Origin of the sequence: Streptomyces griseochromogenes (assembly GCF_001542625.1) — a bacterium.
GTDB classification, from domain to species: domain Bacteria; phylum Actinomycetota; class Actinomycetes; order Streptomycetales; family Streptomycetaceae; genus Streptomyces; species Streptomyces griseochromogenes.
Window position 1 is genome coordinate 4,362,555 of the sequence record NZ_CP016279.1, and the last position, 11,843, is coordinate 4,374,397.

An 11,843-nucleotide genomic window follows, 5' to 3' on the forward strand; every position below is an offset into this window, starting at 1 on the left:
GCACGGCCCCGGTCAGCACCGCGTCAGCGGACGGCGTCCGCGGCGGCCGCACCGGCATCGGGACCGGAAGCGGCCTCCTGCGCCTCGGCGCGGCTGAGCGCCGCGTCCCGGGTGTCCGGCATCAGCACGTAGGTGACCAGCGAGATGAGCGCGCACCCCGACACGTACCAGAAGAACGTCTTCTCGTGACCACTGTCCTTGAACCACAGGGCCACGTACTCCGCCGTGCCGCCGAACAGGGCGTTGGCGACGGCGTACGGCAGAGCCACGCCGAGGGCGCGGACCCGGGTGGGGAACAGCTCCGCCTTCACGGCCGCGTTGATCGAGGTGTAGCCGGTGACGATGACCAGGGCCAGCAGGGACAGACCCAGCGCCGACCAGTAGGAGGACGCCGAGCCGAGCGCGGTCATGATGGGATACGTGCCCACCGTGCAGCCGACCGCGAAGGTGATCAGCAGCGGCCGGCGGCCGATCCGGTCGGAGAGCATCCCGGCGAACGGCTGGAGCAGCGCGAAGACGCTGAGCGCGGTGAAACTCACCAGGGTGGCAGTGGACTTGGCCAGGCCGGCGCTGCCGATCAGATACTTGGTGAGATACGTGGTGTACGTGTAGTAGGCCACCGTGCCGCCCAGGGTGAGCGCCATGACGAGCCCTGCCTCACGACGGTGCTCCCACAGCGCGGTGAGGCTGCCGCGCGCGGTGTCCGTACGCTCGTCCGTGCCGGACTCCTCGGTGAAGGCTTCCGTCTCCGTCAGCCGGCGCCGCAGCCAGAACACCACCACGGCGAACACCGCGCCGAGCGCGAAGGGGATCCGCCAGCCCCAGCTCTCCAGCTGATGCGTACTCAGGGTGTGCTGCATCGTGATCAGGATCGCGAGGCCGAGGAGCTGTCCGCACGTCATCGACACGTACTGGAACGAGGAGCCGAGACCTCGCCGGTCGCGGGCCGACGCCTCGGTCAGATACGTGGCGCTGGCCGCGTACTCGCCTCCGATGCTCAGTCCCTGCAGCAGCCGGGCCAGGAGCAGGACCAGCGCGCCGAGGTAGCCGGCCTGGCCGTAGGTCGGCGCGACGGTGATGAGCAGGGCGGCCACCGACATCATGCTGACGGTGAGGGTGAGCGCACTCTTGCGCCCGTGCCGGTCCGCGGCCCGTCCGAGGATCCAGCCGCCGACCGGCCGCATCAGGAAGCCGACCGCGAAGATGCCGGCCGTGTTCAGCAGCTTGGTGGTCGGGTTGTCGCCGGGGAAGAAGGAGTCGGCGAAGTAGATCGCGAAGCTGGCGTAGACGAACCAGTCGTACCATTCGACGAGATTGCCCAGCGAACCGCCGACAAGGGCGAGGCGGCGGCCGCCGCGGGAGTCCGCCGGCGGTTGTCCGGGCAGGGCGGCAGAGGGTGACATCGCGGCTCCAGGTGGGGAAAGTCCGGTGGGAACGGGAGCGGGAAGGTGCCCCCGGAACCTGAGTGCGCCGAGCATGCGGGCGCCCGCAGTACCCGGACAAGGGCCGCCGCGCAGATCTAACATGCCGCTAAGAAAAGCCGCGCTACCGGGTACTTCTCGCCCGGCGCGGCTCCACACGCGAGCCCCTCACACGCGCCTCGACCGCCCCTCGCGCGAGCGTCATTCACCCGCCAGCGCCGCCCGTACGATCGCCGCTGCCGCCTTGGCCGCCGCGAGGACCGGCGTCGTGCTGCGTGCCGCGCGGCCGAGCATGAAGGCGCCCTCCAGCAGGGCGATGACCGAGCCCGCCGTCTCCCGGGCGGCGGCCTCGGGGATGCCCCCTGCGGCGTAGTAGGCGGCGAGGTGGTCGGTCCAGCTGTCGAAGACCTCCGAAGTGGCCCGGCGCAGCGTCTCGTTGGTGCTGGCGACCTCCATCGCGACGGTGGCGATGGGGCAGGGGTCGGCGAAGTCGAGTTCGGCGAGGGTCCCGGCGGCCGCGGTGAACGCGTCGGCGGTGGCCGCGACCCGGTCCTCGTACGGCGTCATCAGCGCGGTGATGAGCCCCAGGTAGACGGCGCCCGAGGTGCGGATCACCTCCTCGCCCAACTGGGCCTTCCCACCGGGGAAGAAGTGGTAGATCGAGCCGAAGGGGGCACCGGCGGTCTCCGCGATCTGCTTCATGCCGGTACCGGTGTAGCCCGTGCGCCGGAACAGCTCCGTGCCGGCGCTCACGATGCGCTGTCTGGTCTCGTGCGTGCTGGGGGCCTTGCTGTCACTCACGGCTGAAGCCTCCGGTAAGCCGCTGGTGCTGTGTGGTGTTCGGTGCCTATTCTGTCACTAGAACGATCTATCAAGTAGCTGCCGCGGCGGCCGACCGGATCGGAGGCGGGACCATGCCGCAGATCGAACTGAGTGCGGGAACCATCGACTACGAGGACACGGGAGGCGACGGTCCGACGGTGGTCCTCGTCCACGGGCTCGGCTTCGACGCGTCGGTGTGGTCCGAGGTCGTATCGGACTTCAGGCCGGACTTCCGTGTGCTCGTGCCCGTGCTGCCCATCGGCAGCCACCGGCGCCCGATGCGGCCGGAGGCCGACCTGTCCGCACATGGCATCGCCCGGCTCCTGGCCGAGTTCATGGACCGTCTGGAGCTGACCGGCGTCACCCTCGTCCAGAACGACACCGGAACGGCCCAGCTCCTCGTCGGCGTACGGGACGAACGCATCGCCCGCCTGGTCCTCACCTCGTGTGAGGCCCTGGACAACTACCCGCCCGGTGTACAGGGAAGGCTGCTGCACCGGGCCAGCGGGATCCCCGGCGGCCTCTTCCTCCTCATTCAGTCCTTCCGCTTCCCCTTCCTCGCCCGTATGGAGACCTCGCTCGGCGGTATGGCGAAGAAGAAACTCCCGAAGGACCTGATCGCCCGCTGGTACGGCCCCCTGCTGACGAGCCGTGACATTCGCCGCGACTTCGCCAAGTTCTGCCACGGCGTGGACCCGGAGTGCTACGTCAAGGCGGCCCGGAATCTGCCCTCCTTCACCCGCCCGGCCCTGGTCGCCTGGGGTGCCGAGGACCGCATGATGCCGCCCGCCACCGGCCGCCGCCTCGCCGAACTCCTGCCGCGGGCGCGCTACGTGGAGATTCCCGACGCCCGCACACTGGTCCAACTGGACAACCCCGCCGCTCTCACCGCGGAGATCCGCCGCTTCGTCAAGGAGCACCCGCTGCCCGGCGAGGGCTGAGCTCGGCCAGGCCCCCGCCGGGCACGTGTCACCCTTCGAGCGTCACGTACAGGCGGGTTCCCGCGGGCCGGAAGCCGACGCGTTCGTACACGCGGCGGGATCCCTCGCCCGAGTACTCCAGCCAGACGGACAGCGTCCCGCAGTCGAACGAGGCCTGCGCCAGGGCCGCCGTGACCGCGGCCGCGATGCCCCGGCCGCGGTACGCGGGCCGGGTGCCCACGCCCGCCAGCTCCGCGGTGCCCTCGGCCGGTGCCGAGCAGATGGCCGCACCGGCGCAGCCGCCGTCGTCGGCACGGACGAACCGGACGGCTCCACCGCTTTCCTGGGTGCGCCGCAGCCGGGCCGCACCCTGAGGGGAGGGCGGGAACTCTCCGCCGAACGCCTCGGACAGGGCGGTGTCGATCGTCACATAGTCCTCGTCGGTGTCCGGAACCTCCACACAGGTCTTCCCGGCCGGTATCGCCAGTGTGGCGGGGGTGCAGACCAAGTACTCGTGGACCGCCTCGGTGTCGAACCCCGCCCGGCGCAGCGCCGGTTCGACGGCGGGCGCGGTATCCGGGGCGAACTCCAGACGGGGCTTGAGTCCGCGCTCGCGGAATGCCTCGATCAGGGCGCTGACGTCCCGGTCGGTCGGCTCGGCGCCGGGTACCGGGGTTGCGTAGTTGATGTACGGGCTGGTCGTCGTGGGATCGAAACCCGCGACGAAGCCCGCGATTTCGACCGCCGCCGGGCGGCGCAGCAGGTTGGCGACGGCAAAGCTCTGGACATCGGTGTACACGATGATGATGACCTCACGTTGGTGGGCAGCCGCGAGGGCTGCGGGACCGGCGGGAGCCGGGAGACACGGGACGTGCGTGGGGCCGCCGTGAGGAGACGCGAAGGCACCGATGAGGTCCGCCGACGGAGAGGCAGACGGTGTCAGTGCCGACGGCGGCCGCTGGGGGACGCCGTGGTCAAAGGCTTCAGTCCTTCATCATGCAGAGGCAGGTGTAGATCAACTCGCTGAACCTTGCCACAGGGTGCGAGAAGCCGGCAAGCCATTTAAAGGCCGGCAAGCGCCCCTCAGCCGGACACGGGCCGCCGTCGTACCGGATGCTTGCTCATGATCGAGACCCGGTTGAAGGCGTTGATGGTGATCGCCACCCAGATCACGGCGGAGATCTGATCGTCGGTGAGCACTTCACGGGCGGTGTCGTACGAGCTCTGCCGGCCGGTGGTGTCGGCGGGGAGCGTGGTCGTCTCGGCCAGCGCGAGCGCCGCGCGTTCCTCGGAGGTGAACAGTTCGGTGTCCCGCCAGGCCGCGAGCACGCCGAGCCGCTGCGTGGTCTCGCCCGCGCGCAGTGCGGCCTTCGTGTGGACGTCGAGGCAGTACGCGCAGCCGTTGAGCTGGGAGACGCGCAGGTTGATCAGTTCCACGACCGTGCGGTCGAGCCCCGCCTCGGCGGCGACCGCACGCACCGCCTCCGAGGTCTGTATCAGCGCCTGGTACGCGGCCGGGCTCTGCTTGTCGACGAAGATCCGCTGGACCGTGGACGGACCCGTGTAGGTGCTCAACCCGGAACTCCTTCGGAAGGGTTTATGATCAGGCACAATAGTTGAACATAAAACAAGCGTGCGGGCTGGAAGGCGGTCCATGGTGAGCAACACCGAGACGAAACCCACGGAACTGCGCTGCGGCACCCCGGCGAACGGCGACCGGCCGTCCGCCGTGCCTCACGTGGAGATCCTGACCGCACGGGACGTCCCCCTGGGCGGCCCGCGAGCCATGACCGTGCGGCGCACGCTACCGCAGCGCTCCCGGTCCTTGATCGGCGCCTGGTGCTTCGCCGACCACTACGGCCCCGACGACGTCGGGCGGACGGGCGGCATGGACGTCGCTCCGCATCCGCACACCGGGCTCCAGACGGTGAGCTGGCTGTTCAGCGGGGAGATCGAGCACCGCGACAGCCTGGGCAGCCACGCCTTCGTACGACCCGGTGAGCTGAACCTCATGACCGGCGGACACGGCATCGCCCACTCCGAGGTCTCCACCCCCGGGACCACCGTCCTGCACGGCGTCCAGCTGTGGGTGGCGCTGCCCGACGCACACCGGGACACCGAACGCGACTTCCAGCACCACGTACCCGAGCCCCTCCGGGTCGACGGCGCCGTACTCAGGGTTTTTCTCGGCTCCCTCGCCGGTGCCGTCTCCCCGGTGCGGACCTTCACCCCGCTGCTCGGCGCCGAGATCCTCCTGCCTGCCCACTCGTCCCTGACCCTCGCGGTGGACCCCGGCTTCGAGCACGGTCTCCTGGTCGACCGGGGCGACGTCCGTCTGGCCGACACCCTCCTGCGCCCGGCGCAGCTCGGTTACGCGCCCCCGGGCACCGACATGCTGACCCTCACCAACGAATCGGACGACGCCGCCCGGACGATCCTGCTCGGCGGAGTTCCGTTCGAGGAGGAGATCGTCATGTGGTGGAACTTCGTCTGCCGGTCGCACCAAGAGGTCGTACAGGCCCGTGAGGAGTGGATGACGGGAGACCGCTTCGGTTCCGTGAACGGCTACGACGGCGATCCGCTGCCGGCGCCCGAGCTTCCCATGGTCCCGTTGAAACCGCGGCCACGATCCCGCTGACCTGCCGAAATGCAGTGAGCCAAGCGGAGCGGGGCTGAGTCTGCGACGGGCCTGCCCCGTGAGTGTGCCTGAACTTGCGGGCTGCCTGCGCTCAGGCCCCACGGCTTGTCGAAGGGGAGCCCGCCGCACACAGCCGCACTCTGGGGCTTCACACGCACTGCTCGTGTCCGGTGAACATGTTGATCAGGCTGTGGGGTGCGTTGTCGCCGAACATGCGCTCGTGGAGGCGGACGGCTTCGGCGGCTTCCGCGGCGCTGCGGGGGAACAGGGCCTGCTCGTACTCGGTGAGCGCGGCCTCGACGTCATCGGGGTGCGCGGCGATGGCCTTGCCGAGTTCGACGCCGTCGTACATGGCCAGGTTGGCGCCTTCGCCGGACGGGATCATGAGGTGGGCGGCGTCGCCGAGCAGGGTCACCCCCGGCACCCGATCCCACCGGTGCTCGATCGGCAGGGTGTTGAGGGTGCGCAGGACCGGTGCGGTGTCACTGTCGGTGATCAGCGCGGTGAGTTCCGGTGCCCAGCCGTCGAATTCCCGCGCGATCTGTGCGGTGGACGCGGCGCGATCGGTGAAGTCGATACCGGCAAACCATTCCTGCGGCTTGGAGAGTGCCGCATAGGTGTGGAGAGTCCCGCCGCTCTCCCGGTGAGCCTGGATTCCCTTCCCCGGTGCGAGCGCGAAGAACGACCCACCGCCGACCGCTTTCGCGCCGGCCGGGTGCCGGGCGTCGCCGTCGAAGAGGTAGGTCTCGATGACCGACGTGCCGACGTATTCGGGTACCGCATCGCAGAGCAGCGGCCGGACCCGTGACCACGCTCCGTCAGCGCCGACAAGCAGACCCGTGACGGCGGTGGTGCCGTCGGCGAAGGTCACCTCATGGCGGCTGTTGCCGAGGGCACGGACGCCGGTGACCTTGTGGCCCCACCGGACGGTGCCGACCGGGAGCGTGGGCGCTGACCGAGCGACTCGCCACCGGGCCCGGGGCGATCTATTGGCATGTGGCGAACAAGAGTGAGCTCCTCGTCGCCGCGACCGACGCCGTCGTCGCCGCCGCTCTCGCCATCGAGCCCGCCAAGTCACCGGAGTCGCTATCGCAGGACAGGATCCGCGCCGTCGCGCTCGGCCTGTTCGACGCGATCGACCAGCACCCGTGGGTCGCAGCGCAGCTCACCGCCAGCTCGTATCAGTCGACGACACCGCGGATTTTCGAGAGCATCGGTCGGCAGGTCTGCGCGCTGGGCGTGCCCGAGGACAGCCGGTTCACGGCGGCCTCGGTGCTGGTGGAGTACATCCTCGGCGCGGCCGGCCAGAACGCCGCGAACGCCCGCGTTCTCTGGCCCGACATCGACCGCGTCGAGGTCCTCGACGCCGTGTCGAGGGCATGGGAAGAACTCGACCCCGACGACTACCCGTTCACCCGGGCCGTCGCGGACCAGCTGCGGGAGCACGACGACCGCGAGCAGTTCCTCGGCGGCATCGATCTCGTCCTCACCGGCATCGCCGCTCTCCACCTGCCCAGCGGATAGGCGCACACCCCACGCGCCGCCTGAGCGGGGTGAGGTCCCTCGGCTCCGGCCGCCGGCATGGATTCCCACCGGCCTTCGACGCCGGCACCGGCACGCGGCCGCGCCACCGTGGAGACCTGGGCGCCGACATCGGAGCCGGGTGCGGTCTGGTCTTCCTGGAGCTGATCACCTTGGTGTCGATCTTTGGGGTCTGGTTCCTGTCCGGGCTCAACCTCGATCCGGCCAAGACCTTGCACACCGATTCGTTGTGGGGGTATCTGGTCGCCGCTGGTGGAGCAGGAGTCTTCGCCATCGCCGCGACAGCGATCGCCGCGCGGGCCGGGGCCGTCGTGACGGTTGTCGGCCAGGGCGTCAGGGCCACCCTGATCTGCCTCATCGTCCGTAGTGGGGCTACGGCACAGTCTCACCGGGACGGGTTCTGCCGTGACATGCCGTCAGCGGCGGGGTGCAACGGCTAGGAGCTGTCGTCAAGACGAGGGCCCTGGCTCGGCTCACTTCAAGCAGGAGTGTCCGCCGCCTGTTTGGCCGACGTTTCCGTGATCTTGAAGCTCACGGCTGTTCACGAGAACGGCATCGGTACGGACCGCTCGCCCCTCATGAGGGCGGCACGCCCCTCCGTGCAAACCGCTGGGCGGATCACAGTTCTCACGACATCCCGATGGACCGGTCCGATGCCGTCGTCAAGGCGATCGAGGAGATGGTGAACCAGGTCCGACGTAATGGGTCCGCCGCCGACCCGCGCGTGGCTCCGTTGAGCGTGGTGATGATCGTGTCGCGGAGCCAGCGTTGCGCGGCGTCGTCGTCCAGGCGGGGGTGCCAGGACATCGCACAGCTCATCGGGCCGATCTCGCCCGGTGCCGGGATGACGGTGGTGGTCCCCGGCGATGCGTGCCGGATCGCGAACCTCGCCGGCAGAGTTGCCACCAGCGAGGTGCCCGGCACCGCGGCGGCTGCCGCCGCGTGATACGGCACGGTCACGCTCGCCCGCCTGGGACTGCCCAGCAGTTCGAGACACCGGTCGACGTACCCCTGCCGTCCGTCCGCGACGTCGACCACCATGTGCGAGCACTCCAGATACTCCTGCAACGACACGGCAGAGCGCCCGGCGAGCGGGTGGTGGCTGGAGACCAGGCAGGCGTAGTCCTCCTCGAACAGCACCTGCGAGCGCAGTGGCGGTGGGGCCGAACCGCCGTGGATGAGCAGGTCCACCATGCCGTGCTCGGCGTCGCTGAACACGGCATGGTGCCAGCGGGAGAAGCGTACGGTCGAGCCCGGCGATTGCTCGAACACCCGGGCGAGCAGCGCCCCGCTGAGTACCGAGACCGTGTAGTCGGTTCCGGCCAGGTGGAACGAGCGTGCCGCTGTCGCCGGGTCGAACGCCTCGCCGGAGAAGACGTGTTCGAGTCTTGGTAGCGCGTGCTCCAGTTCGGCCTGGATGCGCTCGGCGCGGGGGGTGAGCTGGTATCCGCCGGGCCCGCGCACGAGCAGTTCGTCGCCGAGGGTGGCGCGCAGGCGCTGGAGGGCCCGGCTCATCGAGGGCTGGCTCATGTGCAGCCGGTCCGCCGCGCGGGAGACGTGCCGCTCCTCGAGCAGCGCGTGCAGCGGCGCCAGCAGGTTCAGGTCCACCGACTCTATACGTGGCACGCATACAGCGTATGCAACATATGGCATGGCCGCATAGTCCCTGGAAGAAGGAGGCTGAGGGCATGAGTAAAGAACAGCGCGAAGCGCTCGACACCCTCTTCCGTAACGGCCCGCTCGACGTCGGCGGCGACCCTGCGCGGCAGCGCGAGGTCTTCACCCGGATGCTCACCTCCCGGCCGCTGCCCGAGGACGTGGTGCTCACCCCCGCCAGGCTGGGCGAGGTCCCGGTGCTGGAGATCGGCATCGACGGCGTGACCCCGGAAGGCACGCTGCTGTGGTTCCACGGCGGCTTCTACGTGTTCGGTTCGGCACGCACCTCGGCAGGTCTGGCCTCGGACGTCGCCCGCCGGACCCGGATGAAGGTGATCTCGGTCGACTACAGGCTCGCGCCCGAGTACCCGTTCCCGGCCGCGTTGGATGACGCCCTGGCCGCCTACCGGGCCCTCCTCGGCGAGACCGGAAGCGGCAACCCGGCGCGGATCGCCGTGGTCGGCGAGTCCGCCGGTGCCGGCCTTGCCACAGCCCTGCTGGTGCGTGCGCGTGAGCTGAGCCTGCCGATGCCCGCCGCCGGCGTGCTCTTCTCGCCGTATGCGGACCTGACACTGAGCGGCGCGAGCATGACGACCAAGACCGCGGTCGACCCGTCGTTCACCCCCGATGCCGTCGCGGTCCGGGCCAAGGACTACATGGGTGTCGCGGACCCGGCGGATCCGCTGATCAGCCCGGTGTTCGCGAACCTGCGCGGCCTGCCGGCACTGCTGATCCAGGCCGGGTCGAACGAGCTGCTGCTCGACGACGCGGTCAGACTCGCGGCGCGCGCGGCCGCGGACGACGTCCCGGTCACCCTCGAGGTCACCCCGGGTGTCCCGCACCTGTTCCAGGCTTTCGCCGCGATGCTCGGGGAGGGCGATGCCGCGCTCAGGCAGGTGACCAAGTTCCTGCACGCGGCAGTCACGCCGGGAGGCTCATGATGACCGCGATGACGCGTGCGGTGCGATTCGATCAATACGGCGGCCGGGACGAGCTGTCTATCGCGGATGTCGATGTACCTGTCCCGGCCCCGGGTCAGGGCAGCGACTTCGCCGGTGTGGTGGTCGGCACCGGGGCCGAGTTGCTCGGCTGGACGTGGGAGCGGGCCGGCCACGCCGAGTAGGTCCTCGTGCCCGAGACACAGGTGGTGCCCAAGCCGGCGGCGCTGAGCTGGGAGGCGGCCGGGTCGCTGTACGTCGCCGGCGCCACCGCGTTCGCCGCGACCGAAGCGGTCGCCGTGAGCGAGGGTGAGGTGGTGGCCGCCTCGGCCGCGGCCGGCGGAGTCGGCATCATCCCCGTCCAGCTGCTGCGCCGATCCGGCGCCACGGTCGTGGCCATCGCGTCCACCGCGGCCGGACCGACCGGTGGCCGCGCCTCGGGGCGCCCGCCACTGAGGCCGCCGTCAACCGACGCGCGGGGCTGGAGGGTGCGACGGGGAGCGTCACCGAGGCCGGCACGTCCGACGTCCTGGAGCGCGGCGGTCAGCGTTCGTCTTCGCCGGGCTCAGCCGGCAGCCGGCGACGGTGAGGATCCGGTGGGAAGGCGCTTGCCGAGCATGGCGCAGACGGCGGCGTTCACGAGGGCCTGATGGGCTGCGGCCGCCCGGGGCCGGGCCAGGTCGAAGACCGTGCTGGTGAGGACGGCGACCGTGCGCTTGCCCTTGGGGTCGGTGTAGGTCTCGCTGGAGTAGCCGGCTGCCTGACCGTCGTGGCCCCAGACCGTGCCGCACGGGAAGACGACCTTGCGCAGACCCAGGCCGTAGCCGTCGCCGTTCGGGGCGGTCGGGTCCTCCGGGACGGTGGTGCGCATCTGTGCGAGCTGGGCGGCGGGGAGCAGCTTGCCGGAGAGCAGTGCGGTGTCGAACCGGGCCCAGTCCGCAGCGGTGGAGACCACGCCGCCGGCAGCCCACAGAGTGCTCTGGTTGACCGCGGTGGTGTCGACGTCGGCGGTGCCCCGGTGCGGGCCGGCGAACGAGGTCCCCGGAGGGGTGCCCGCAGGCAGCAGCAGGGCCAGGTGGGCCGCGTCGGGTTCGTATCCGTGCGCGAGCCGGCGACCGACGGCGGGGCTGCTGGGCAGGTGGGTGTGGCGTAGGTGCAGCGGCCGGGCGATGCGCTGCTGGATGAGGTCGGCGAGGCTCTGGCCGGTGGCTCGTTGGAGGATCAGGCCGAGTGCGATGTAGTTGGTGTTGCTGTAGGAGAAGCGGCTGCCGGGGGCGAACAGCGGCGGATGGGCGGTGCCCGCGGCGAGGAGCTCCACCGGCGTCCACCGGCGGGTGTCCCGGCCGGTGTAGGCGGCCAGGACGGCGGGGTCGTAAAGGTAGTTGAACAGGCCGCTGGTGTGGTTGAGCAGCATCCGTACGGTGATTGCCCGCCCGTTCGGGACGAGACCGGGCAGTCGCTGCTCGACCGGGTCGGTCAGGGCGAGGCGGTGTTCGGCCACCAGCTGCAGGACCAGCGTGGCGATCATGGTCTTGGTGTTGGAGCCCATCCGGAACTCGTCGTTCGCCGTAAGCCGGTGGTCGGCGGTGGTCCAGCCGGCCTGGTCGGCGATCGAGGTGGCCGGGTGGCGGCCGTCGTCCATACGTACGATCACGCCCGAGGCGCCGGCGTCGACGGTCTTCTGGGTGAACTCGGCCAGCGGGCCGCGGGCGGAAGTGGGGGCAGCGGATGCCGCACCACACGCGGTGAGCGTGGCGCCGAGCACCGCGGTAGAAGCCAGGGCCAGGGCCGTCGCCCGATACCGGCGCGGTGCGCTCGTGTGGGTCGTCATGGCAGGGAACTCCTCGCAAAGTCGGGTGACAGGTGTTCGGGACGGCATCAGCCTCCCTTCGGCGAGCCGGGCTGA

The 11,843-nt window shown here is 70.4% G+C and carries 11 protein-coding genes and 2 pseudogenes; 5 read left to right on the top strand and 8 right to left on the bottom strand.

Translation table 11 applies throughout. From position 1 onward, the window contains the following. Nucleotides 1-23: 23 nt before the first annotated feature. A complete protein-coding gene (locus AVL59_RS18500; protein ID WP_079146771.1) occupies nt 24-1,403 on the bottom strand; it encodes an MFS transporter in 1,380 nt (459 codons plus the stop codon). A 219-nt stretch (nt 1,404-1,622) separates the two neighbouring features. Next, the gene (locus AVL59_RS18505) at nt 1,623-2,222 is read right to left on the bottom strand and encodes a TetR/AcrR family transcriptional regulator (RefSeq protein WP_067305626.1); all 600 of its coding nucleotides are present in this window, start codon (nt 2,220-2,222) and stop codon (nt 1,623-1,625) included. A 113-nt stretch (nt 2,223-2,335) separates the two neighbouring features. Between AVL59_RS18505 and AVL59_RS18510 the strand changes: the two genes are divergently transcribed. Further along, entirely contained in the window at nt 2,336-3,184 is an 849-nt protein-coding gene (locus AVL59_RS18510) for an alpha/beta fold hydrolase (protein WP_067305629.1), read from the top strand. Nucleotides 3,185-3,212: 28 nt separating this feature from the next. Here AVL59_RS18510 and AVL59_RS18515 read toward each other — a convergent pair whose 3' ends face one another. Beyond that, nucleotides 3,213-3,962, bottom strand: a complete 750-nt coding sequence (locus AVL59_RS18515) for a GNAT family N-acetyltransferase (RefSeq protein ID WP_067305632.1) — start codon at nt 3,960-3,962, stop codon at nt 3,213-3,215. A gap of 284 nt (nt 3,963-4,246) precedes the next feature. Further along, nucleotides 4,247-4,738, bottom strand: a complete 492-nt coding sequence (locus tag AVL59_RS18520) for a carboxymuconolactone decarboxylase family protein (RefSeq protein WP_067305635.1) — start codon at nt 4,736-4,738, stop codon at nt 4,247-4,249. A gap of 82 nt (nt 4,739-4,820) precedes the next feature. Between AVL59_RS18520 and AVL59_RS18525 the strand changes: the two genes are divergently transcribed. Next, on the top strand, nt 4,821-5,801 hold the full coding sequence (locus AVL59_RS18525; RefSeq protein WP_067317441.1) for a pirin family protein: 981 nt from the start codon (nt 4,821-4,823) through the stop codon (nt 5,799-5,801). A 148-nt stretch (nt 5,802-5,949) separates the two neighbouring features. On the opposite strand, the pseudogene AVL59_RS18530 reads toward AVL59_RS18525, so the two are convergent. Continuing rightward, nucleotides 5,950-6,747: pseudogene (locus AVL59_RS18530) on the bottom strand (FAD-dependent oxidoreductase); the annotation flags it as partial. 2 nt (nt 6,748-6,749) lie between these two features. Here AVL59_RS18530 and AVL59_RS54365 point away from each other — a divergent pair. Next, nucleotides 6,750-7,325, top strand: a pseudogene (locus AVL59_RS54365) (TetR/AcrR family transcriptional regulator C-terminal domain-containing protein); the annotation flags it as partial. Between the two features lie 29 nt (nt 7,326-7,354). Further along, complete coding sequence (locus AVL59_RS18540; RefSeq protein WP_067305641.1) at nt 7,355-7,783, top strand: DUF6234 family protein; 429 nt, start codon at nt 7,355-7,357, stop codon at nt 7,781-7,783. 187 nt (nt 7,784-7,970) lie between these two features. Here AVL59_RS18540 and AVL59_RS18545 read toward each other — a convergent pair whose 3' ends face one another. Continuing rightward, nucleotides 7,971-8,969 (bottom strand): LysR family transcriptional regulator, encoded by a 999-nt coding sequence (locus tag AVL59_RS18545; RefSeq protein WP_099053082.1) that lies wholly within the window; start codon nt 8,967-8,969, stop codon nt 7,971-7,973. A 62-nt stretch (nt 8,970-9,031) separates the two neighbouring features. Here AVL59_RS18545 and AVL59_RS18550 point away from each other — a divergent pair, with 62 nt between their 5' ends. Continuing rightward, the gene (locus AVL59_RS18550; protein WP_067305647.1) at nt 9,032-9,940 is read left to right on the top strand and encodes an alpha/beta hydrolase; all 909 of its coding nucleotides are present in this window, start codon (nt 9,032-9,034) and stop codon (nt 9,938-9,940) included. Between the two features lie 94 nt (nt 9,941-10,034). Here AVL59_RS18550 and AVL59_RS18555 read toward each other — a convergent pair whose 3' ends face one another. Together AVL59_RS18555 and AVL59_RS18560 are read right to left on the bottom strand one after the other, a co-directional pair. Further along, entirely contained in the window at nt 10,035-10,337 is a 303-nt protein-coding gene (locus tag AVL59_RS18555; protein WP_067305650.1) for a hypothetical protein, read from the bottom strand. A gap of 165 nt (nt 10,338-10,502) precedes the next feature. Beyond that, entirely contained in the window at nt 10,503-11,768 is a 1,266-nt protein-coding gene (locus AVL59_RS18560; RefSeq protein WP_079146775.1) for a serine hydrolase domain-containing protein, read from the bottom strand. Nucleotides 11,769-11,843: the final 75 nt, after the last annotated feature.